The 22,325-nt window shown below is 34.5% G+C and carries 22 protein-coding genes; 10 read left to right on the top strand and 12 right to left on the bottom strand.

Going from position 1 to position 22,325, the window contains the following annotated elements; genetic code table 11:
- Positions 1-115 precede the first annotated feature (115 nt).
- Positions 116-901, bottom strand: coding sequence for a response regulator transcription factor (locus MJQ71_RS13280; RefSeq protein WP_238807110.1), 786 nt, complete (start codon positions 899-901; stop codon positions 116-118).
- 353 nt (positions 902-1,254) lie between these two features.
- Between MJQ71_RS13280 and MJQ71_RS13275 the strand changes: the two genes are divergently transcribed.
- Genes MJQ71_RS13275 through nadC form a run of 3 tightly spaced genes read left to right on the top strand, consistent with a single transcriptional unit; the run spans position 1,255 to position 4,635 of the window.
- Positions 1,255-2,943 carry an ArnT family glycosyltransferase gene (locus tag MJQ71_RS13275; RefSeq protein WP_238807109.1) on the top strand — a complete coding sequence of 563 codons (1,689 nt, stop codon included), beginning with the start codon at positions 1,255-1,257 and terminating at the stop codon, positions 2,941-2,943.
- A gap of 57 nt (positions 2,944-3,000) precedes the next feature.
- A complete protein-coding gene (locus MJQ71_RS13270) occupies positions 3,001-3,771 on the top strand; it encodes a type III pantothenate kinase (protein WP_238807108.1) in 771 nt (256 codons plus the stop codon).
- A gap of 12 nt (positions 3,772-3,783) precedes the next feature.
- A complete protein-coding gene (nadC, locus tag MJQ71_RS13265; protein WP_238807107.1) occupies positions 3,784-4,635 on the top strand; it encodes a carboxylating nicotinate-nucleotide diphosphorylase in 852 nt (283 codons plus the stop codon).
- A 116-nt stretch (positions 4,636-4,751) separates the two neighbouring features.
- On the opposite strand, the gene MJQ71_RS13260 is transcribed toward nadC, so the two are convergent.
- Both MJQ71_RS13260 and MJQ71_RS13255 read right to left on the bottom strand, forming a co-directional pair.
- Positions 4,752-6,335 (bottom strand): S8 family peptidase, encoded by a 1,584-nt coding sequence (locus MJQ71_RS13260; RefSeq protein WP_238807106.1) that lies wholly within the window; start codon positions 6,333-6,335, stop codon positions 4,752-4,754.
- 91 nt (positions 6,336-6,426) lie between these two features.
- On the bottom strand, positions 6,427-7,572 hold the full coding sequence (locus MJQ71_RS13255) for a trans-sulfuration enzyme family protein (RefSeq protein ID WP_238807105.1): 1,146 nt from the start codon (positions 7,570-7,572) through the stop codon (positions 6,427-6,429).
- Between the two features lie 106 nt (positions 7,573-7,678).
- On the opposite strand from MJQ71_RS13255, the gene argB reads away from it, so the two are divergent.
- From argB to MJQ71_RS13240, 3 genes are all read left to right on the top strand, one after another.
- Positions 7,679-8,470 (top strand): acetylglutamate kinase, encoded by a 792-nt coding sequence (argB, locus tag MJQ71_RS13250; protein WP_238807104.1) that lies wholly within the window; start codon positions 7,679-7,681, stop codon positions 8,468-8,470.
- A 102-nt stretch (positions 8,471-8,572) separates the two neighbouring features.
- Positions 8,573-9,652 carry a M20 family metallo-hydrolase gene (locus tag MJQ71_RS13245; RefSeq protein ID WP_238807103.1) on the top strand — a complete coding sequence of 360 codons (1,080 nt, stop codon included), beginning with the start codon at positions 8,573-8,575 and terminating at the stop codon, positions 9,650-9,652.
- Between the two features lie 50 nt (positions 9,653-9,702).
- Positions 9,703-10,146 (top strand): DMT family transporter, encoded by a 444-nt coding sequence (locus tag MJQ71_RS13240; protein WP_238807102.1) that lies wholly within the window; start codon positions 9,703-9,705, stop codon positions 10,144-10,146.
- Here MJQ71_RS13240 and MJQ71_RS13235 read toward each other — a convergent pair.
- Entirely contained in the window at positions 10,129-11,394 is a 1,266-nt protein-coding gene (locus MJQ71_RS13235; protein WP_238807101.1) for a 3-deoxy-D-manno-octulosonic acid transferase, read from the bottom strand. The two genes, MJQ71_RS13240 and MJQ71_RS13235, sit on opposite strands and share 18 nt — an antisense overlap.
- 155 nt (positions 11,395-11,549) lie before the next feature.
- Between MJQ71_RS13235 and eat the strand changes: the two genes are divergently transcribed.
- Both eat and MJQ71_RS13225 read left to right on the top strand, forming a co-directional pair.
- Complete coding sequence (eat, locus tag MJQ71_RS13230) at positions 11,550-12,875, top strand: ethanolamine permease (protein ID WP_238807100.1); 1,326 nt, start codon at positions 11,550-11,552, stop codon at positions 12,873-12,875.
- Positions 12,876-12,942: 67 nt separating this feature from the next.
- The gene (locus tag MJQ71_RS13225; protein ID WP_238807099.1) at positions 12,943-13,647 is read left to right on the top strand and encodes a membrane or secreted protein; all 705 of its coding nucleotides are present in this window, start codon (positions 12,943-12,945) and stop codon (positions 13,645-13,647) included.
- A 32-nt stretch (positions 13,648-13,679) separates the two neighbouring features.
- On the opposite strand, the gene MJQ71_RS13220 is transcribed toward MJQ71_RS13225, so the two are convergent.
- From MJQ71_RS13220 to proB, 5 genes are all read right to left on the bottom strand, one after another.
- Positions 13,680-14,129: a hypothetical protein gene (locus MJQ71_RS13220; protein ID WP_238807098.1), complete on the bottom strand. Its 450-nt coding sequence runs from the start codon at positions 14,127-14,129 to the stop codon at positions 13,680-13,682.
- Between the two features lie 56 nt (positions 14,130-14,185).
- The gene (locus MJQ71_RS13215; protein ID WP_238807097.1) at positions 14,186-14,566 is read right to left on the bottom strand and encodes a hypothetical protein; all 381 of its coding nucleotides are present in this window, start codon (positions 14,564-14,566) and stop codon (positions 14,186-14,188) included.
- A gap of 45 nt (positions 14,567-14,611) precedes the next feature.
- A complete protein-coding gene (locus MJQ71_RS13210; protein WP_238807096.1) occupies positions 14,612-15,469 on the bottom strand; it encodes an HNH endonuclease in 858 nt (285 codons plus the stop codon).
- A gap of 13 nt (positions 15,470-15,482) precedes the next feature.
- On the bottom strand, positions 15,483-17,093 hold the full coding sequence (locus tag MJQ71_RS13205) for an AAA family ATPase (RefSeq protein WP_238807095.1): 1,611 nt from the start codon (positions 17,091-17,093) through the stop codon (positions 15,483-15,485).
- A 64-nt stretch (positions 17,094-17,157) separates the two neighbouring features.
- Positions 17,158-18,192 (bottom strand): glutamate 5-kinase, encoded by a 1,035-nt coding sequence (gene proB / locus MJQ71_RS13200; RefSeq protein WP_238807854.1) that lies wholly within the window; start codon positions 18,190-18,192, stop codon positions 17,158-17,160.
- Between the two features lie 244 nt (positions 18,193-18,436).
- Between proB and MJQ71_RS13195 the strand changes: the two genes are divergently transcribed.
- Positions 18,437-18,814 carry an HPr family phosphocarrier protein gene (locus tag MJQ71_RS13195; protein WP_238807094.1) on the top strand — a complete coding sequence of 126 codons (378 nt, stop codon included), beginning with the start codon at positions 18,437-18,439 and terminating at the stop codon, positions 18,812-18,814.
- A gap of 148 nt (positions 18,815-18,962) precedes the next feature.
- Here the strand turns inward: MJQ71_RS13195 and MJQ71_RS13190 are convergent, their stop codons facing one another.
- Positions 18,963-19,154: a cold-shock protein gene (locus MJQ71_RS13190; protein WP_238807093.1), complete on the bottom strand. Its 192-nt coding sequence runs from the start codon at positions 19,152-19,154 to the stop codon at positions 18,963-18,965.
- A gap of 39 nt (positions 19,155-19,193) precedes the next feature.
- Positions 19,194-19,385 carry a cold-shock protein gene (locus MJQ71_RS13185; protein ID WP_238807092.1) on the bottom strand — a complete coding sequence of 64 codons (192 nt, stop codon included), beginning with the start codon at positions 19,383-19,385 and terminating at the stop codon, positions 19,194-19,196.
- 326 nt (positions 19,386-19,711) lie between these two features.
- Between MJQ71_RS13185 and MJQ71_RS13180 the strand changes: the two genes are divergently transcribed.
- Positions 19,712-20,200, top strand: coding sequence for a hypothetical protein (locus MJQ71_RS13180; RefSeq protein WP_238807091.1), 489 nt, complete (start codon positions 19,712-19,714; stop codon positions 20,198-20,200).
- A gap of 182 nt (positions 20,201-20,382) precedes the next feature.
- On the opposite strand, the gene typA is transcribed toward MJQ71_RS13180, so the two are convergent.
- Entirely contained in the window at positions 20,383-22,203 is a 1,821-nt protein-coding gene (typA, locus tag MJQ71_RS13175) for a translational GTPase TypA (RefSeq protein WP_238807090.1), read from the bottom strand.
- Between the last annotated feature and the right edge of the window lie 122 nt (positions 22,204-22,325).

The raw sequence follows: 22,325 nt of genomic DNA, 5'->3' as shown, positions 1-22,325 counted from the left end.
TTATTTGTGTTTGTGTTTTTGAACAAAAATGTTGGAAAATAATATTTTTATAGCAACTTTTTTTTGATTTTATTAAAAATAATCTTTAAATTAAGTAATTATTTTAGCTTTAAAACTATAAAATTGCAGCCATTCGACAAATCTGAATGAGAGCAGTAGTATCACGAGTTCCAGTTCGAGCAAGCATATTACGTCGATGATTATCAACAGTATTTGGGCTTATTTTCATGATGCTCGCAATTTTTTTTGTATCTAATCCTTGCGATATATATTGCAAAACTTCTCGCTCTCGTTCGGAAATAATGTCATTCTCAATAGTTTTGTCTTCATTGGAATAATAAACAAAAACTTTCTTCTCTTTTTCACCAATTGCAGCTCGAATGATGTAATCTTCTCCTTTGATGAGGTGCGTAACTTCTTGAATCGAAACCAAAATAAGCGTTGGATTTTGGCTTTCATTAAATTCAAGAGGAATAATATTGAAATACCATCTTATACTTCTTTGGTTTTTATGTTGTAGTTTTATTCCCCAAACACTATAAAATTGTCTTGATTTGCAATCTAAGGAGAGAGATTTCAAAATATTTAATGTCAATGGAACATAAATACTGAAAAAACTAGTATGTTTTGGAGCAAGCAAAGTGATAAACTTTTCCAACACATTGTCACCAAATTCATCTATTTGATAGCCAGTATAATCGAAAATACTTCCACTCATGTGAATGACCTTTAATTGCTTTATGTCAATCAAAAAATTGAGGTTTCCTTGTTGATTATTGAGCAGATTAATAAGCCCTGATTTTTCAAGATACTTTTTATAGTCTATCTTTACGTCTTCAGGATAAAACTCTTCTATTGTTTTGTTGAGTTTCCGTATAATATTTTCAATTTGTCTTGGCACTTTGAAAATGGTTATGCTTCTTGTAAAGCTATTAATTAATACAAATTACGATATTTATTTTCAATTATTATCATTTTAATGATTTTTTTATAATGGATTTTTAGTTGATTATCAATGATTTATTATTCTTAAAAAAGTAGAGTTTATCAAATATCATACTAAATAATATACAGTTGAATTTTATTTATGTTTATACTAAAGGTGTAATGTTTTCAAACCCACTTGTCTGTATTTTTGCGAATAAATTAACACAGAAGATATTACCTAAAGCTTTTTTTTCGATAAACAGATTGTTTTGCTGATTTTTCAACTCTTTTTAACCATAGTTTGGCTAATCTTTCGATACATAAATAATGTACACTAACACTAAAGTTTCTACTAAAATACTGATAATCACCGTTTTGGGGCTTTGTTTTTATTTTCCATTTTTGGGCGATGTTCACTTGTTTGATTGGGATGAAATAAATTTTGCCGAATCGGCACGAGAAATGTTACTGACTGGAAATTATAGTCGAGTACAAATTGATTTTAAACCATTTTGGGAAAAACCACCACTCTTTTTCTGGATGCAGACGGGTGCAATGTCTCTTTTTGGTATTAACGAATTCGCTGCTCGTTTTCCTAATGCTTGTGTTGGGCTGATTACGCTTTTAACATTATTTTTTGTAGGCAAGAAACTCAAAAATCAGACTTTTGGGTTTATTTGGTCTTTGGTTTATTTGGGAGCATTTACACCACATTTGTATTTCAAATCGGGCATTATAGACCCAACATTTAATCTTTGTATTTTCTTGGGTATTTACTTTATTTATAGAGCTAAAATCGAGCCTAATAGACAATTTATTAATGCGTTAGTGTCAGGTATTTTTATTGGACTTTCGATTTTGACAAAAGGGCCTGTTGGTGGCTTAATTTGGGGGCTAACTGTGTTCTTTTATTGGGCAATTTTTGAAAAATTCAGACCAATATTTACTTGGAAACAGATTTTTACTTTTGCGATAACGTGTGTGTTAGTTACATCAATTTGGTTTGCTAATGAGTTGATAAACAATGGGTTATGGTTTTTTGAGGAGTTTATTACTTACCAAATTCGATTGTTTAGTACACCCGATGCTGGTCATGGGCAGCCTTTTTATTATCATTTTGTTGTTGTGCTGATTGGCTGTTTCCCGATTTCGATTTTTGCCATCAGAGCATTTACTTATTCTGATACAAAAGAAGATAAAACCTCGACCGAATTAAGTGTTTTCTTGGCGTGGATGAAAACTGTATTTTGGGTTGTGATGATTCTTTTTAGCATCGTTACTACCAAAATTGTTCATTATTCATCAATGGCCTATTTTCCTGTTTCGTTTTTGGCAACGAAGTTTCTATATGATTGGCTTACCGATAAAGTTACTTGGAATAAATGGATGAGTTTTGGATTGATTTCGGTAGGATTTATTTTGTCATTGGTGCTTGCGGCTGTTCCATACGTGGGTATGAATGCCGATAGTTTTATTCCATTAATCAAAGACAAATTTGCAGCTAAAAACCTCGAAGCACCAGTAGAATGGCATATTTACGAAATGCTAATTGGGATTGTTTACTTTGCAGTAATCGTTTTTGTTGTTGTGAAATATGCAGTTTCAAAATCGACTATTAAAAATCGCAAGAAGTTATTTATTACTACATTATCATTGGCAACGGCACTTTGTTTGTTTTTGTTTGGGGCAATTGTTGTTCCCAAAATTGAGCGATATACACAAGGAGCTGCAATTGATTTTTATGAATCGAAACGTGGACAAAATGTGTATATTCATGTGTTAGGATTTAAAAGTTATGCTCATTTATTTTATTTTCAAAAGCCAATTAATAGTGGAAATGCAGCCATACTAAAAGACGCAGCCTATGAAAATTGGCTACTCAATGGTAAAGTAGATAAGCCTGTTTTTTTCGTTACAAGAGTGGATAGACTTGAGCAATATCGTAATAATTCTAATTTGGAGATTATTAAGGAAGAAAACGGCTTTGTATTTTTGCGAAGAAAAGCTGTTCTTTGAGGTATATTTTGAAAGATTGTCGTTTTTTGTAAACTTTGAACTTAACTCAATACGCGATTGAATTATTTATTGGTCATAGACGTTGGCAATACTGATGCCGTTTTTGGGCTTTTCGAGGGCGAAAAGCTGCTCCATAATTTCAGGATTAAGTCATTGAAAGACGAAAATTATGTTTATTTTGAATATCGTTTTCGCCAATATTTTTTAGAAAACAACCTGCGTTTTTCAGACATCAATAAAGTGGTTTTGAGTAGCGTTGTGCCGTCTTTGACACCAATTTTTAAATCATTGATTAGCAATTTGTTTGGTTTAGAAGCGATTGTTGTGAACGCTCATATTTTCCAGAAGATTCAAGTTTCCATTGATAATCCTGACGAAATCGGCAGCGATTTGGTAGCCAATGCTGTGGCTGCTTTTACAAAATACAAAAGAAACTGTGTTGTAGTTGATTTCGGAACAGCCTTGACCTTTACAGTGGTTTCGGAAGACGGAAAAGTTTTGGGTGTTTCTATTGCACCAGGTTTACGCACCGCCGTGAAAGCATTGTTTTCAAATACGGCCCAATTGCCCGATGTACCTTTGGTTTTACCTACGTCTGTGCTTGGTAAGAATTCTGTTCATGCCATTCAGTCGGGTATTTTGTGGGGCTACGAAGGCTTGGTGAAAAACATGATTCATAAAATTAGAGCCGAGCTTGGAGGTGATTGTATTGCTATCGCTACGGGTGGACTTTCGTCGATTATTTCGACTTTAAACGGCGAGTTTGTGGAAGTAAATAGAGAGTTGACTTTAGAAGGTTTGCGAATAATTGGAGAAAATATAAAATAGAATTTATCAAAAATGAAATTAGATAAAAGAGCAATAACGAAGTTTATAAAAAATGCACTTGCCGAAGATGTAGGCGACGGAGACCATACATCACTTTCAACTGTTCCTGCGGATGCAATGGGTAAAGCCAAACTTTTGGTGAAAGATGAAGGAATTCTGGCTGGAGTTGAATTAGCAAAAATGATTTTCAAAATTGTTGATAAAAACTTAAAAGTGCAAGTCTTGATTAAAGACGGAAAACCAGTAAAGTTTGGAGATATTGCTTTTTATGTTGAAGGTTGTGACCGCTCAATTTTGACTGCCGAGCGTTTGGTGCTAAATTGCATGCAACGCATGAGTGGCATTGCAACCACCACAAAACAAGTTGTAAAACTTCTTGAAGGTACAAAAACAAAGGTTTTAGATACTAGAAAAACAACGCCATGTTTCAGAATGATTGAAAAATGGGGCGTTCAAATTGGAGGAGGAGTAAACCATCGTTTTGGTTTGTTTGATATGATTTTGATAAAAGACAATCACGTTGATTATGCTGGAGGTATCAAAAATGCTTTAAATGCAGCCCACGAATATTTGAAAGTTAATAACAAAAATTTACCGATTGAAATCGAAGTTCGTAATTTGAGTGAATTGCAAGAAGCCCTAGAAATTGGCGGTGTAGTTAGAATTATGCTTGATAATTTTAGCTTTGAAAATATCAAAGAAGCCATAAAGATTGTTAATGGCCGTTTTCCTTTGGAAGCTTCGGGTAATATTTCACCTAAAAATGTACGTGAATACGCTGATTGTGGTGTTGATTATGTTTCAATGGGCTATTTAACACATTCTGCCAAAAGTCTTGATTTGAGTTTGAAAGCAGTAAAATAGTTTTTATTAATTACAGTGCTAGATTTTCTTTTTCAAAAGAATAAAAAGCCCGAGGATTGGATATAAAAAAGCACTTCTAAATCAATTTAGAAGTGCTTTTTTATTGATTGGGAATATTATTTCATTTCCATCGCCATTTTTACGGCATTGTAAGCATTGACAATACCACCAGTAGCTGACAACTCTTCAAATTTTACAATTTCTTCACTTCCTGGTTTCTTTACTCTAAAATCAGGTACTTTCACGGAAGAATCTAAAATAATTTTTTTGATTTGTGCAGCAGTTAGATTCGGGAAATAGGATTTCAATAAAGCCGCAACGCCTGTTGTTGCTGGAGCTGCCATGCTTGTGCCACTTTTTTCTTCGTATTTTGAACCTGGAACAGTTGAATAAATATCAACACCAGGAGCAAAGACATCAACATTTTTCTTTCCAAAATTGCTAAATGTGGCCACAGCATCTACATCGGGTTTCCAAGATAAAGCACCAACCGAAATCCAGTTTTCTGCAATACCGCCGCCTTCATAAGTATCCGTTGGGTAATGCACATCCACATCAACGTCTAGGTTGTCATTTCCTGCGGCAGCAATCAACAAAATACCTTTCGATTGGGCATATTTTACGGCATCATCTACCCATTTTTTTTCAGGCGAATATTTTTTTCCAAAACTCATATTAATGATTGAAGCTCCGTTGTCAGCTGCATAATGAATGGCATTGGCCACGTCTTTATCTCGTTCATCTCCATCAGGCACGGTACGAACAACCATGAGCCTCACATCATTACAAACACCCATAATGCCTAAATTATTCATGCGATTTGCACCGATTATTCCAGCTACGTGTGTGCCGTGCATCGCTTCTGGGCCAGTTACCTCGTTGTTGCCATATTCGCCATATTCGAGTTTATTGGGTTTGTCGCCAACAACTTTACGGGCATCAAAATCAAGGTTATAATTGTATTGCAATTCACTTTCATAGTGTTCGGCTGCTTCTTTTATGTCGGCACCTGTTGCTCCTAACTCATCAAATTTTTCGATTGTTTTCTTGGCAGCTCTTACTTTACGGTCGGCCTGACTTTCATCGACTCCTGCAATTGCAGATTTTGTAAGTTTATCTGTTTTTAAGTATTCCTTCAATATTTTTTCAGACTCAACATAATTGGCGTAAACTTGTTTATAAAAAGGAGCATATTGCTCGCTTTCAGCTCTTTTTTCATTAAATTCTTTTTGTAAAGTTTGTAAAAACTCATAATCTGCTTTGTTTTTACGAATTACTTTTTTTGAAGGTTTGTCGCCAAATTTATCTTTCAATTGTTTCAAAATTCGAGTCATTTCCAACTGCTCGTGGTTTACGTCAGTACCATCTTTTCCACCAATAAAATCCCAACCGTTGATGTCATCAATGAAACCATTTTTATCATCATCTTTGCCATTACCAGCTATTTCTTTTGTATTTGTCCATAGGCGGTCTTTCAAGTCTTCATGGTTTACGTCAGTTCCACCATCAATAACAGCTACTACCACAGGCGTAGCTTTTTTGTCTTTCAACAACTCATTATAAGCACGCTCAACGCTCATTCCGCGAACACCGTCTTTTTCATAATCAAGGTTAAACCAATTGATTTTGGTTTTTAATTCTTGTGCGTTTGTTTGAAGAAGAAAAGGAAATAATAAAACAGAAAACAGGAGTTTTTTCATTATAAAAAAATGGTTTTTAAGAATAAAGCATTTTCATGCGATGCTTTTGAGATGACGAATAAACTGCGAAATAAACGAATTAGTTTGATATTTATTTAAAGGCATTTTCAAAATCAGCAATTAAATCACTGATGTTTTCGATACCAACCGAAATGCGAAGTAAATTTTCTGGACTTTTTGAATGAACACCTTCTACCGAATAACGATGCTCAATTAGACTTTCGACGCCACCCAAACTTGTGGCATGTTTGAAAATCTGAAGCTTTGAAGCCAATGCTAATGCCTCTTTTTGTCCACCTTTGACCAAGATAGACATCATTCCACCAAAACTCGGAACTCCGTCTGCTCCAATCATTTGTTTTTTCGCTATTCGATGATATTCGTTAGATTTTAGTCCTGGATAATTTACTTTTTCTATTTGTGGATGATTTTCTAAGAAAGTTGCCAATTTCATGGCATTTTGAGCATGAACGGGCATTCTGACTGCATAAGTTGATAAACTTCGGTTTAATAACCAACAATCAAATGGAGAAGGAACAGCTCCTCCAACGCTTTGAAAAGTACGAATTTTCGTATTCATTTCATGCTGAATATTGGGAGGAAAAATTACACAACCACCCAAAATATCTGAATGTCCACCAAAATATTTAGTCGTAGAGTGCATAACAACATCCACGCCAAAATTAAACGGTTTAGTAAAAAAAGGAGTTGCCCAAGTATTATCGCAAGCCACGAGGAGGTTTTTCGCTTTTGCAATTTTTACAACCGCTTGAATATCAGTTACTTTTAAACTTGGGTTTGACGGACTTTCAATCCAAATTAGCTTGGTGTTTTTCTTGATTGCTCGTTTGATTTGATTCAAATCCGTCATGTCAACTTCTGTGCAAGTAAGTCCAAAGTTTGCGTAAAGCGTATCAATAATTACTTTTGTGTTATAGTAAATATCATCTGGAAGTATGACGTGGCTTCCAGCACCTAAAGTATGGAAAATACTCATCGTGGCAGCTTGTCCAGAAGCAAAAGCGATGGCTTCGCTACCACCTTCGAGAGCGGCAAGTTTTTCTTCCAAAGCTCTTCGATTTGGATTTGAAGCACGCGTATAAATATCACGGCCTTCAACTAAACTTCCGTCGTTGGCACGCTCAAAAGTAGTCGAAAGTATAAGTGGCGGTACAACCGCTCCAGTAGTGGGGTCTCCATGATTTCCTGCGTGAATCGCAAGAGTTTCAATTTTCATGTGTAATTTTGTATTTTATAAGTCGATAGCTTTTGTTTTTTCTTTAAAAACATACCTACAAACATCTAAATATCGTAGAGTTTTAGCTTTACAAATATAGTTAAAAATGAATCAAAAACTCAATATCATCAAAATCGGCGGAAACGTCATTGATAATCCTCGCTCATGTAAACAATTTTTGGAAGATTTTTCAGCTTTGAATTCCGCGAAAATTTTAATTCATGGAGGAGGGAAAATTGCTACAAAAATTGCAGTAAAACTCGATGTAGAAACTAAAATGGTTGACGGAAGACGAATCACGGATTTGCCGATGTTGGAAGTTGTGACGATGGTTTATGGTGGCTTGGTTAACAAACAAATTGTTGCTCAATTACAAGCATTGGGTTGTAATGCAATCGGCCTCACAGGAGCTGATGGTGGAGTGATTTTAGCCAAAAAACGTGCCGTTAAAGATATTGATTATGGTTTTGTAGGCGATGTTGAAAAAGTTGATAATAAATTGATTGATACCTTTTTACAAAATAATTTAACGCCTATTTTCGCTCCATTGACATTTGATAAAGAAGGAAATATGCTTAATACAAACGCCGATACGCAAGCATCTTCGGTGGCAGTAGCAATGGCGGGTGATTATGAAGTAAATTTAATATATTGCTTTGAAAAAAAAGGCGTACTTTCAAATCCTGATGACAACGATTCAGTTATTCCGCAACTTACGCCAGCTTTATATGCCGAATATAAAGCGTCTGGAGTAATCAATGCAGGAATGATTCCGAAACTAGATAATGCTTTTTCGGCTCTACAAAAAGGTGTTTCAAAGGTGATAATTTGTCATGCCGATGAATTGAAACAGGCTGTGGCGGAAGGAACAAGAGGGACACAAATAATTAGTCAATAGAATTTCGACCGAGGTATTCTATCCAGTTATATTTATTCTGAGCAATTTAATTATTTATTCGATTCTATTGCGGTACTCATTAAATCATTCAACATTGTATTTATGATTCAAAATTCAGATTTAGTCGCAACACTAACTAAAGATGCCATTGAGCTTCTCAAAGATTTAATTCAAACCGAATCTTTCAGTAAACAAGAGGATGAAACGGCAGCTATTCTCGAAGAATTTTTCCGTGAAAGAAATATTCCATATCGTCGTAAAAAGAACAATATCTGGGCAAAAAACAAACATTTCGATGCCTCGAAACCAACGGTTTTATTAAACTCTCACCACGATACTGTAAAACCTAATCCTTCTTGGACACTCAATCCGTTGAATCCATTAGTAAAAGATGGAAAACTTTTTGGCCTCGGTAGTAATGATGCGGGTGGTTGTTTGGTTTCCTTAATTGCGACTTTCTGCTATTTTTATTATCGAAATGATTTGAAATATAATGTCGTGATGGCAGCAAGTGCCGAAGAAGAGATTTCGGGACGTGATGGTTTGGAAATTCTAGTACCTGATATGCCTGAAATTGAATTTGCAATTGTGGGCGAACCTACGCAAATGCATTTAGCCGTAGCTGAAAAGGGACTTTTAGTGTTGGATTGTATTGCACACGGAAAATCAGGACACGCAGCTCGTGATGAAGGTGAAAATGCTCTTTATAAAGCAGTAAAAGACATTGCGTGGTTTCAAACGTACAAATTTGCAAAGGTTTCAGAAAATCTTGGCCCAATCAAGATGAGCGTAACAATGATAAATGCAGGTTCACAGCATAACGTAGTGCCAGATACTTGCAAATTTACAGTTGATATCCGAGTGACTGAGCAATATACTTTAGAAGAAATAACAGATGTTGTAAAGAAAAATATTGAGAGTGAAGTTGTCCCTCGTTCCATTCGTTTACGCCCTTCGAGCATTCCGAAAGACCATCCAATTGTGAAAGCAGGAATTTCAATGGGAAGAAATACTTATGGCTCACCAACCACTTCTGACCAAGCTTTACTTGATTGTCCATCATTGAAAATGGGGCCAGGAGATTCTGCACGCTCACATACTGCTGATGAATATATCTATCTCAACGAAATCGAAGAAGGAATTCAGTTATATATCACGATGCTTGAAAAAGTAATCATTTAAAAAGATTTGACAACGTTCAATCGTTGTCAAATCTAAATTTTATTTTAACGATGAACATCATTTACTATATACTCGCTTTTCTGTGCGGTGTAACCAATAGTACTCAGTCGGGAGTAAATGCCGAATTACGAAGGTCAATTAATAATCCGATTTTTGCGGCAATTATTTCTTTTGCAACTGGTCTGATAGGTTTGATTTTGATAATGCCTTTTTTTAAAGAATCAATCCCGACAGTAACAACATTGAAATCGCTCGAATGGTGGAAATTAACTGGCGGAATTTTAGGGGCTTTTTTTGTAATAACCGTTATTTTGAGCGTACAAAAAATCGGTTCGGCCAACATGATTTGTTTAATCGTGGCTGGGCAATTATTAACCGCCATGCTACTTGATCATTTTGGACTTTTGGGTTTCAAACTACATCCAATCAGTAGCTTACGAATTGCTGGCGGCGTACTGATTGTAGCAGGTGTTTATCTAATTGTTAAGAATTGATGCAACAACCGTCATCACTTTTTCGGTAGCTCCGATATTTTCTAAAACGTAATTTTTACACGTATTGGCAGCTTTAAGTTTCTTGTCAGGATTTTCTTCTAATTCAAGAAAAACTTCCATCATATCTTCCGAAGAACCAACAGTAAAAGCTCCTTCTAGTCGCACCAAATCGGTTGCTTCTTGGAATTTTTGATAAGCTTTATTTCCAAAAACAATAGGCATTCCGAAAGTGGCAGCTTCTAAAATATTGTGTAGCCCTTTTCCAAAAGAACCACCAATGTAAGCATATTCAGCATATTGATAAAGCGACGAAAGCATTCCAATATTATCAATGATAAGTATTTGATAATCAGTTAATTGGGTTGATGGTTTGACTTCTGAAAAACAAATGCTTTTGGGATGAATTTGCTTTTGCCAAGTATTGATTTCTATTCGATGAATTTCGTGCGGAGCAATAACAAAAGCAATATTTGGCAAATCCAAAAGAGAATTAATAAACGAAATCAACACTTCCATATCTGCTTGCCACGCCGAACCAATCATCAGAATTTGCCGATTTGCTTTGAAATCTTTGGCAATCTGAATTTCTTTTTTTGCATCAACAATTTGCTTTACTCGGTCGAAACGAGTATCTCCCGCCAAGGTAATATTCTGAATACCAATATTTTCTAATAAATGATAAGAAACTTCATTTTGTACTAAAATATGGTCAAATTGCTGCAAAACTTTACGATAAAAACCGCCATAAGGTTTAAAAAATAACTGATTTGGACGAAAAATGGCCGAAAATGAAATGACTGGAATTTGATGTTTTTTTAGTTCAGTTAAATAGTTTCGCCAAAATTCATACTTTATAAAAAAAACGATTTTTGGCTGAACAATTTGTATAAATTGACTTACATTGTTGGGCGTATCGGCAGGTAAATAAAAAATAAAATCAGCCCCAGAATAATTTTTTCTAACTTCATAACCTGATGGAGAAAAAAATGTTACTAGTATTTTATATGCAGGATATTTTGCTCGAAATGCTTCAATAACAGGTCTTCCCTGTTCAAACTCACCCAAAGATGCACAATGAAACCACGCAATTTTTTGGGATTTATTGGGTTCTCCGATAGTCAATTTTAGTTTGCTAAAAATATCTTTTCTTCCTTCTACCCAAAATTCTGCTTTTGAGCTAAACGGTGCTAAAAGCTTGATAATAAGTGAGTAACTGTGTATCGAAAAATTATAAAGTAGATTAAGCATTATTTAACAGGGCAAGTTTTAACTTGTTTCAAATTGAAAAAAATAAATAAACAACAAACAGATTCATCAGGAATTCAACGAAAACAAAGCTACAAAAACTCACTCAAAAACTAACATTTTTATTAACTTCACAGCTCCAAAAATATAAATCGGCGATGACAAAACCTCCTGATAGTAATAAAATTGGCTTAAAACGAGTGCTAGGAACATCACAATTATGGGCGATTGCTGTTGGAATGGTTATCTCTGGTGAATATTTTGGCTGGAATTATGGTTGGGCTGTTGCTGGTACAGTGGGTTTTCTTGTTTCAGTATTATTTGTTACGGTTTTATACATCACATTTATTTTTTCATATACCGAACTTACGGCTTCAATACCCGATGCAGGTGGTCCGTTTGCTTATGCTTTTCGAGCAATGGGGCCGATTGGTGGTTTTATTGCAGGATTTGCTACTTTGGTAGATTTCGTTTTAGCTCCGCCCGCCATCGCAATGGCTTTAGGAAGTTATACTAATTTTCTAAATCCTGATATTCCAGTTTTAACAACGGCAATCGTTTCTTATTTCGTTTTTATTGCTATTAATTTATTTGGAATTAAAGACTCAGCTAATTTTTCACTGCTTGTTACTACACTTTCTGTAATTGAAATTTTAGTTTTTATGGCTTTGATTTTTCCATCGTTTAAGCTAGAAAATTTCTTGGCAAACTCTTCTGTTAATGCCAATGGCGTTTTTGCAGGAATACCTTTTGCGATTTGGTTCTTTGTAGCCATCGAAGGCGTTGCGATGGTAGCCGAAGAAGTCAAAAATCCATATAAAACAATTCCAAAAGGCTATATTTCAGCCATTCTGACACTTGTAACTCTTTCGATTGGAATAATGGTTCTGAGTGGTGGAGTAGGAGATTGGCGATTACTGAGCGAAATAGACCATCCACTTCCCGAAACGCTCGCAATGGCGTTAGGGAATGGAAATACATGGTCAAAAGTTTTCACGAGTTTAGGGCTTTTTGGCTTGATTGCTTCTTTTCATGGTAACACAATCGGTTATTCTCGTCAGATTTATGCTTTAGCTCGAAGTGGTTTTTTACCTATGTTTTTGTCAAAAGTTAATCGACATTATCAAACGCCACATTGGGCTTTGTTTGTTGGAGGGTTCGTTGGTTTTTTAGCCATTTTTTCAGGAAAAACTGACCAGATAATCATTATGTCAGTCCTTGGAGCAATTGTGATGTACGTAATTAGTATGATAAGTCTTTTCATTCTTCGTAAAAATGAACCGAATCTTTTGCGACCCTACCAAGTGCCATTTTATCCAATATTCCCATTCGTGGCATTAACTCTTTCGGTATTTTGTATGGTTGCTATCATTTATTACAACCTTTTTTTGAGTTTAATATTCTTTGTGAGCTTGTTTATTTGTGTTACTCTTTTTATCCTTTTTGGAATGAAGTTTATTAAAGTTAAGCCCAAGAATGTTTAATTTATATGCTTTTTATCGTACGTTTTATAGTTTTATTGAATATTTGTAATACTTCAACTCACAAAAAATGAAAAAGACGATTTATTATTCATTGGTTATTTTATGCGTTTCCTTGCAAAGTATTGCTGGTACACTTAAAGGAGCTTGGGAAATGATACCCGAAAATAGTTCATCCAACCAAAGAGTTGTGATGATTGCAACCCAAAACTACTTATCTATTTCAGTTTTCGAGAAAAATCTTTATATCAGAAGCTATGGCGGTACGTATGAAATCAACGATAGTGGTTTGACTCTTACACTCGAATTTAACGATAAACACCCAGAAAATGTTGGAACGAAAGTTATCTATAAATATTCAAGAACTGGCGATTCTTTTACGATAGAAAACCAAGCAAAAACAACGTGGAAACGCATTGATAAGGGCTCAGATGCTTTGTCAGGAAATTGGCGAATTACAGCCAGAGAAGGACAAGATGGAAACATGAATGAAATGAAACGAGGAGCAAGAAAAACGCTAAAAATATGTTCAGAAACAAGGTTTCAATGGATTGCAATTAATCCTGAAACCAAAGAGTTTTCGGGAACAGGTGGCGGAACTTATCTATTGAAAGATGGAAAGTACGTTGAAACCCTTGATTTTTTTTCAAGAGATAACAACCGAGTAGGGGCTTCACTTAGCTTTGATGCAAAACTTGAAGGCAATAAATGGCAACATTCAGGAAAAAGCTCAAAAGGCGATAAAGTAAATGAAATTTGGGAAAAGGAAAATTAAACCTAATTAACCTTTGCCCTAAAATGTCATTATTATTGATTCATTGCTTCCTCAGCAGCATTTTTTACAATTCCTAAATCATTTATACCTTTAAAACCACTGAATCCACAAGAAATTTTGGTTTCAGCATCTAATTGAATGGGCTGGCCACCTTCCCAGCCCATTAGGTCGGGTAAGTCTATGCCAAATTCTCTATAATTCACTTTATCAGTAAATACTAAACGTTCAAATTCGCCTGTTTTATAACCAGTTATCCATACTTGAGAGGCTTTTCTGTAAGCTACGTCATAAAAACGACGACCTCGTATTTTGTTATCTCCCCAAATTTTACCATAAATGTTTCCTGTTTCATCTATGATACAAACAGCCACATTTCCGTCAGAAATATTCCAATCTGCGGGACTATCTTTATACGTTAGAATTTGAGCAGAGATGCTTTCAAACATTCGATTGATTACTTGTTGGAGTTGCTGATTTGTCATTTTTAGCGTAGTATATTATTAGTAAAAACTTGGTTTCTTACAAAATGTGGTTGTTTTTAGAAGATTTTAACAAAAATCCAATGTATAAAATAGGTAGCAATTGTAGCCAACCCAATCGAATAAATATATGACCTCGTGATAAAACCATCTGATTTAAACATACTAAATAAGTCTTTCGTGAAAGCAAAAAACAAAATTTCTAATAAAAAAGGTAATAAAATATATAAACTTTGATTGTTGAGTGCGAAACTAGTATTTTTTGTAAAATAAAAAATTAGTGAACAAATAATAAAAATTGGAATAATAAAAACCATTTGCACAACAGGAACGATACCCATTTGTCCATCGGTTTGTGTTTTGTTATTGGTAACTATAAAAATATTGAAAATAAAAGCTAATACGGCGATTGCCAAATATAGAAAATACATTTTTTTCATAGTTTTAGTTGATTGATAAATTTATTTATTACCGCTGAAATTTGCTTATAATTCTCCTTGCTTAAAAAGCTCAAAGAACTTTAAAACTGCTTCTTTTTGTTTTTTTTCTAACTGATTAGCAAAGAAAATTTCAAACTTACTGAACATAAAAAAGCCAAATCTTGAATATTGTTTTTCGGGGTTTTGCTGCAATGTAATCTTTTCAAATTCTAGTTTGATGGCGTATCTGCACTGGTCAATGTCTCTTTGTTTAGTCAAAAAATCTTCGAGAATATTTTTTATAGATTTCAGATAATCATCCAAAAGCTTTTTTCGCCAAAAGACTAACCTTTTTCTGTTGAGTTTTAGTTTTTCAATCGTTGTTTTTCCTCGGTCGTCAACTCCTACTATTTTTCCATCGGGTGTGAAATAAAAATGATTTTCTACCACATCAACTTCGGGATTAAGTAAAACGGCCTGTTCACCTTTAAGTTCGTCAGAATCTATACTTAAATAAGTCACTAAAGGAAAGCCCGTTGCATCTAATATAGGCTCGCTAATTCTATTTCCTTTAATCGGAAAATGATTTTTCTTGGCATTATTGCAGGCACTACACCCAAGTGTCAAATTACTCCACTCATAGGCTAACCAATAATATCCCTTATGTGTGGCATCACCTTCTGTTTTTGCTTTTGGACGAAAATGTTCTACTTGAAAAGGTGCTCCTGCCGAAGTATCACTTTCACAATAAGCACATTTGAAATTGTAGAGTGTTTCTAAGGCGTCAATGGTAGTTTTTCGGTAAATCGAACTTTTAAATTTATGCTCGTTTTTGGTAACCAAAGCGTCTTTTATATGTTCGTTTCTCTTGGACTGTACTAATTTTTCGGGTGGAGTATCAAAATCTTTTTTTATGCTAATCATCGCTTTTTTGTGGTTATTTAAGAGATTTTGGCATAAATAATTCATCTGGAAACTGACTGGCACTTTTTTCAAAGTCTTGCAGGTGTTTTTCGACCATATCGTTTTTCTGCATCTCTTCGAATGAATCTTCGGTGCGGACTTCGCTAATCTCTTCGTTTTGTACCGAAACAAAATCTTCCATATCAAATATTCCAGAAGTTAAAACTAAGTTTGGCGTAAGGTTTTTGAGTTCTAATTTGATATTTTCGATTTGTACACCTTCTGCCTCCGTGCGACTAACTTTCAAAATAACGGTATTAGATTCAGCCCCTAAAAGCGGAATCGGACTATGGGTCGAAACAATAAATTGTATTTTCGGGAAAACTTTCGAAAACTGTCCGACGAGTTGTTTTTGTAGTTTTGGGTGTAAATGCAAGTCGATTTCGTCAATAATCACAATACCTTTTAGCTCTGAAGGGTCTTTTACAGTAGGTTGATTTTTAGAAAGCCGAACAATCATATCACCAGCTAATGCAATGACACTTTTGAAGCCAGATGCTAATTTCTGAAAAGGTAAAGGCTGGTATTTGATGGTATTTTTGCCATCTTCACAAATTTCTTGCTCGATATACTCTATTTGGTCAGTTTCTGAGTTAAGACTCACATCTGCCAAATTCGGAATAAGCGTACAAATAGCTTTTTTTACTAAACCAAAACGTTTGTCTTTTTTCAAGCCCCAACGTACTAATTCAGAGTTGATATTAAACAAAAAGCCGTCAGAATTGAATAAATTATAAGAAACAGAATTGTTTCTATCTTCGGCATTTTCGCTCTTCACCCCTTGCAGATTCAAACGACCAGGTCCATAAGCTGCCAAATGCACCAAAGGGTTTTTATTATCTTTTATACTATTCACAAAGCTATCGTCAAGGCTTTTATATTCTACCTGAATACTGCTATGTTTATTTTCCAAAAGGGGAGTATTGCCATCTAAAGCTCCATTTAGCCCCATGAAAATGGCTTGTAGTACCGTACTTTTACCAAAACCATTTTCGCCTACCAAAAATATCCATTGCGTATCTACTGGAATACTTTCTACGGTAAGTTCTTTAATGCCTTGAAAATCTTTTACGGCTAATTGTTTAAGGCTATATGGTAAAATTTTATCGGCTAATTCAAAATGATTAGGTTCTGTAGGGATGATTTCTTCTTCATCTTCTGTCTCAAAATATTTAGATATATCTAAAGTGGTCTTTTCATAATTATTTAATTCTTTATATAAATGGTTAATTGTTGTCAGGTACTTTGCTAAGACGAAAAATAGATAATTCCTATCAATAACAAACATAGCATGATTAATACCTATTTCTTTTAAAGAGCTTTTGATAGATATATAACTATCATAATTTAATAATATATTATAGTTTACAATAACTATTTTGGACTGTTCATTACTATTATTGAATTGATAATCAGTTATTTGTAAAAACAAAGATTCATATCCTTTAGGATAAATCTTTAAAAGAAAATCATCTGAAGATTTTGCTACCAGTTTAAAATCAGCATTTAGATTAAATGTCTTAATCGTATCTGAAATTTCTTTCAAAACATCCGCAACAACCTTTGGTATTTCCTGTTTTTTCATTGAGTAATGAATCTTTATTGTTTACAAATCTTGTAAAATTGTAGGTGAAATCCAAGTAAAAACATTAAATCAACACAATATCATTGGCATTGGCAACTTCAAAGTTTATCGTTTTTAGATTTTCGGTCAACTCAACTGACGAAACTTTTGTCCGAGCGACAGCCAACATAATTCCTTGATTATCAACAATCTCAACCACTTCTCCGACTTCAAAGTCGCCTTTTACTTTTTTGATTCCCACAGCTAAAAGACTACTACGTTTTTGTAGAGCCTTTGCGGCACCCGCATCAATTTGTAAAGTTCCTACCGTCAAACTACCGCTTGCCAACCATTTATTTCTTGAAGAAAGATTTACTTCTTGTGCCGAAAACTCGCTTCCTGCGTCGCCTTGAATTGCTTTTAAGATGCCATCGGTTTCTTTCATTCCAAAAATAATTACTTTGATTCCCATGCGAGTGGCCAATTTCGTAAAAGTCAGTTTCGATGCCATTCCGCCTGAACCTAGAGCCGATTTGCTATTGTCAACCAAGCTAAGTATTTGATTGTCAATGTTTTGTATTTTTCTAATGATGTTTTTTTCTTTATCCAAAAGTCCACCAACCGAAGTACAAATCATTAGTATTTCTGCTCCAAAACCTGTGGCAATGAGTGTGGCCAATTCATCATTATCCGAAAATTTTAATTCACGATTACTCACAACATCATTTTCGTTGGCAATCGGAATAATATCGTTTTTCCAAAGCTCTTGATAGGTTTCTTTGAGCTGTAAAAATTGTTCACGATTCCCAAAATGTTGACGTTCGCACAAACTTTGGGCAATTTGGATATTGTATTTTGAAAAATATTTAGCGTATATATTCAGCAAAAGTGGATTTCCGATTGCAGCTGCGGCTTTACGCTCCGAAATTTCTCCCGAGTAATTTTTGATGAAATGCTTTCCAGCTCCAACAGCTCCTGAAGAAACCATAACTATCTGATAGTCAGCGTGAAGAATAGCTACTTGACGAGCAATATCGGCAATGATTGTTTCGTCGGGTTCTCCGTTTTTTTGAGTAATCGAAGCCGTACCGAATTTTAATATGAGGATAGGTTTTTGAATCATAATGGCAAAGATACGATTTTCAAACTACACAAAAAAAGCCTTGATAATCTTCCGACTATCAAGGCTTTGGTATTTTTTAGATTGGGATTGTTTTTGGAATTTGATAAAGAAAATTTTTACAATTGAATAATTTTAAATATATTCAAAAAAAAACTTATTTTCGCCTTTATTTGGTCTTTTCGACTAATAAAACGCATAAGGAGTATAAATCAAAAACTGTTATTTATTAAAACTAACTATTATGAAACCAATTTTTTTAGCATTTTTTATGATGCTTGCTTTAACAAGCTTCAACTTCACAAAAGACACTCGGAAGCACATGTTTCGTCAGGAGGAAATGGAAGTTAGGAATGAACGCGGACTTAATGACCGTGCGGCCGCAAAACTATCACAATTGGTTGCTAAATATAGAAGTGGGGGTAGGGAGAGGGTAAGAGTGTACCTAACGTATAAAAATAGACGTGTCGAAGTGATTGAAATTATGGATGTATTGATTCTTCAAGCTAAAAAAGGAGCTCTTATCATCGTGGAATGTGAGGGAGGAGCTGACGAAAAAGAGGAAGAGTGTTTTAATGCCATAAAAGCATTATTTGAAAATAAGTTTGGTGATAAAGAGTAGTGACTCGTTTTAAAATAAGTTTACACAAAAAAGCCTTGATAATCTTCTGACTATCAAGGCTTTTATATTTTTTATCTTGGTGCTTGCCATTTGTTTACATATTTTTGTGTAAACCTTTTTCATAAAAGATAAGGTGTCTTTTATAAAACTAAATAATCATTACATGAATGGCACTAGGGCCTTTTGGGCCATCTTGCATCTCAAAAGATACTCTGTCACCTTCTTGTATTGGGGAAGTTAAACCACTTGAATGAACAAAAATATCTGCTCCTCCGTTGGCGGGTGTAATGAAACCAAATCCTTTAGTATCATTAAAAAACTTAACTGTTCCTTCTTGCATTTTAATTAAATATTTATTGAAATAATTGATTTTATCAAATTAGAAAGGTTTCACATTGACGGCATTAGGGCCTTTTTTGCCATCTTGTACTTCAAAAGTTACTTTATCACCTTCTACTATTTCATATTGTAAACCGCTTACATGAACAAAAACATCTGCTCCTCCATTGGCGGGAGTTAGGAAACCAAATCCTTTGGTCACATTAAAAAACTTAACTGTTCCTTCTTGCATTGTATTTTATTATTTTAATCATTCAAAAACTTAATTATTTCCCACAAAAATAGCAGGTAAATTGTTTTTATCTATCATGTTGATAGAATGTCTTGTATTTTATTGAAAAAATAGAATAAAATAGAGGCGAAAGAGAAGTATTTATATAAAAGTTGAATTGCGGTTTTTCGTTCCCTCAGAGTCTCACGAAGGTACATAGCAAACTTTGTGAGAACGAGTAAAAACGGAAAGAAAGAGCAGACCCGATAAAGGTTGAGCTAATAATTAACCACTTTGGACTGGAATAATTATTTAGTATGTTTGTATAAATCTAAAACATACATACTATGAACAACGGCTTTCCAATTGGCAAATTCTTTATTATACTATCATTAATGTTTATTGGGATTATTTTGATAAATAAAGCTTGTACCGATAATGATGAAAAACAAGTCGCACATACTACAATGAAAGAGATAGAAGCGAAAGAACCAATCTACAAGCTATCAGAAGAAGAAGAAATAACCAAAAACCCTGCTAGTTATTTAAAATTAACTCCTAAATCGTGGTATTTAGGCGGTTTTGGTGTTATTAGTATGCAAAATTTTGATATTGAAAATATGACAAATATTGATATGAAAGATGTGTCAATAAAGTTTACATACTTTTCAGAATCAAAAACAATCCTTAGTACATCAACTGAAACCGTTTATAAAACAATTAGAGCAAAGTCTAAAACTAAAGTAAGAGAATTTAATGCTGGTTTTGTAAATCAACAAACCGCAAGTTGTCAACTTGAAATAGTTAATGCGGTTCCAATTGTTATTTATAAATAAGGAATGATTCCTCCCTCCGTTTTACTAAATGTTCTACATTTAGTCAGTTTGTCGCCGTTCTCAGAACGACATACTTTATGAACTAAATAAATACATAATTAATTAAAGTAACAATTAATTTCAATACAAAAAAAGCCTTGATAATCTTTCGACTATCAAGGCTTTTATATATTTCTCAGAAATTAAGCCCCTGCAAAAGCATTTTTGCTTTCTGCACGTTTACGCTCGTTTTCATCAAGGTAAATCTTACGCATACGAATTGATTTTGGAGTAATTTCCAAGTATTCGTCTTTTTGGATATATTCCATGGCATCTTCTAATGAGAAGTTGATTTTTGGAGCAATCTTCACGTTATTGTCAGTACCCGATGCACGCATATTCGTTAATTGTTTTGCCGTTTGTACGTTTACAACAATATCGTTTTGGCGATTATGCTCACCAATTACCATACCCATGTAAATATCTTCGTTCGGGTCAATAAAGAATACACCTCTATCTTGCAATTTATCAATCGAATATGGTGTTGCTGGGCCATTTCCACTAGCAATTAAAGAACCGTTTACACGTCCAGGAATTGCTCCTTTAAAAGGCTCATAAGCTTTGAAACGGTGATTCATAATTGCTTCTCCGTAAGTTGCAGTCAATACGCTTGAGCGTAAGCCAATCAACCCACGTGAAGGAATATTAAATTCAAGGTGTTGTAAATCACCTTTTGGCTCCATAATCAACAATTCACCTTTACGTTGTGTTGCCAATTCGATAACTTTTCCAGCAGTTTCTTCTGGAACATCCACAACTAATGTTTCGATTGGTTCTAAACGGCGACCGTTTTCGTCTTCTTTGTATAAAACTTGTGGTTGTCCAACTTGAAGTTCATACCCTTCACGACGCATCGTTTCGATAAGAACTGACAAGTGAAGAATACCACGACCAAATACTAAGAATTTATCTTCTGTGTCGCCTGTTTCTACTCTTAATGCAAGATTTTTTTCAATTTCTTTCATTAAACGGTCACGTAAGTGGCGTGATGTCACGAATTTGCCTTCTTTTCCGAAGAAAGGAGAGTTGTTAATCGTAAACAACATATTCATTGTAGGCTCATCAATCGAAATACGTGGTAACGCTTCTGGATTTTCTAAATCGGCAATTGTATCACCAATTTCAAAATCTTCGATACCTGTTACCGCACAAATTTCTCCTGAACCAACTTCAGCAACTTTTACTTTGCCTAAGCCTTCAAATACTTGTAATTCTTTGATTTTATTTCTTTTAATTGAGCCATCAGCTTTACAAAGAGCAATTTGCATTCCTTCTTTCAAAACGCCTCTTGCTACACGACCAATGGCAATACGACCAACAAAAGATGAATAATCTAATGAAGTTATTTGCATTTGTGGCGTTCCATCAACTACTGGAGAAGCAGGAATATGCTCAATGATTGCATCTAATAATGGAACGATATCAGTTGTTGGTTTTTGCCAATCTGTACTCATCCAACCTTGTTTTGATGAACCATAAAGGCAAGGGAAGTCTAATTGATCTTCAGTTGCATCTAGGTTAAACATCAAGTCGAAAACTTGCTCGTGAACCTCGTCAGGGCGACAGTTTTCTTTATCAACTTTATTTACAACAACAATTGGTTTCAAGCCTAAGTTGAGAGCTTTTCCTAGCACGAAACGTGTTTGTGGCATTGGCCCTTCAAAAGCATCTACTAATAAAATTACGCCATCGGCTAATTTCAATACACGCTCTACTTCACCACCAAAGTCAGAGTGACCAGGTGTATCAATGATATTAATTTTTACACCATTGTATCTTACTGATACGTTTTTTGAAACGATAGTAATACCACGTTCACGCTCAAGGTCATTATTATCAAGAATCAAGTCACCGAATTCTTGGTTTTCTCTGAAAAGTTTTGACGCATGAATGATTTTATCAACCAATGTAGTTTTACCGTGGTCAACGTGGGCAATGATGGCAATGTTTCTGATATTATTCATTAAATGTAATTGTTAAATCGTTGTGCATCAACATTTACCATTCACAACTGATAAACAAAGACGAACAACACCTTTCTTAAATAAACCGCAAAATTATGAAATATAAATGAGAAAACCTTGAT

It is taken from the genome of Emticicia aquatica (assembly GCF_923079645.1).
Classification (GTDB): Bacteria; Bacteroidota; Bacteroidia; order Cytophagales; family Spirosomataceae; genus Emticicia; species Emticicia aquatica.
The sequence above is the reverse complement of the archived record's forward strand: the minus strand, read 5'-3'. Positions and strand labels throughout refer to the sequence as shown.

Coding starts and splice junctions, on each gene's coding strand:
- MJQ71_RS13275 (WP_238807109.1), top strand. CDS start 1,255: ATGTACACTAACACTAAAGTTTCTACTAAAATACTGATAATCACCGTT.
- nadC (WP_238807107.1), top strand. CDS start 3,784: ATGAAATTAGATAAAAGAGCAATAACGAAGTTTATAAAAAATGCACTT.
- MJQ71_RS13260 (WP_238807106.1), bottom strand. CDS start 6,335: ATGAAAAAACTCCTGTTTTCTGTTTTATTATTTCCTTTTCTTCTTCAA.
- MJQ71_RS13255 (WP_238807105.1), bottom strand. CDS start 7,572: ATGAAAATTGAAACTCTTGCGATTCACGCAGGAAATCATGGAGACCCC.
- argB (WP_238807104.1), top strand. CDS start 7,679: ATGAATCAAAAACTCAATATCATCAAAATCGGCGGAAACGTCATTGAT.
- MJQ71_RS13245 (WP_238807103.1), top strand. CDS start 8,573: ATGATTCAAAATTCAGATTTAGTCGCAACACTAACTAAAGATGCCATT.
- MJQ71_RS13240 (WP_238807102.1), top strand. CDS start 9,703: ATGAACATCATTTACTATATACTCGCTTTTCTGTGCGGTGTAACCAAT.
- MJQ71_RS13235 (WP_238807101.1), bottom strand. CDS start 11,394: ATGCTTAATCTACTTTATAATTTTTCGATACACAGTTACTCACTTATT.
- eat (WP_238807100.1), top strand. CDS start 11,550: ATGACAAAACCTCCTGATAGTAATAAAATTGGCTTAAAACGAGTGCTA.
- MJQ71_RS13225 (WP_238807099.1), top strand. CDS start 12,943: ATGAAAAAGACGATTTATTATTCATTGGTTATTTTATGCGTTTCCTTG.
- MJQ71_RS13220 (WP_238807098.1), bottom strand. CDS start 14,129: ATGACAAATCAGCAACTCCAACAAGTAATCAATCGAATGTTTGAAAGC.
- MJQ71_RS13215 (WP_238807097.1), bottom strand. CDS start 14,566: ATGAAAAAAATGTATTTTCTATATTTGGCAATCGCCGTATTAGCTTTT.
- MJQ71_RS13210 (WP_238807096.1), bottom strand. CDS start 15,469: ATGATTAGCATAAAAAAAGATTTTGATACTCCACCCGAAAAATTAGTA.
- MJQ71_RS13205 (WP_238807095.1), bottom strand. CDS start 17,093: ATGAAAAAACAGGAAATACCAAAGGTTGTTGCGGATGTTTTGAAAGAA.
- MJQ71_RS13195 (WP_238807094.1), top strand. CDS start 18,437: ATGAAACCAATTTTTTTAGCATTTTTTATGATGCTTGCTTTAACAAGC.
- MJQ71_RS13190 (WP_238807093.1), bottom strand. CDS start 19,154: ATGCAAGAAGGAACAGTTAAGTTTTTTAATGATACTAAAGGATTTGGT.
- MJQ71_RS13185 (WP_238807092.1), bottom strand. CDS start 19,385: ATGCAAGAAGGAACAGTTAAGTTTTTTAATGTGACCAAAGGATTTGGT.
- MJQ71_RS13180 (WP_238807091.1), top strand. CDS start 19,712: ATGAACAACGGCTTTCCAATTGGCAAATTCTTTATTATACTATCATTA.
- typA (WP_238807090.1), bottom strand. CDS start 22,203: ATGAATAATATCAGAAACATTGCCATCATTGCCCACGTTGACCACGGT.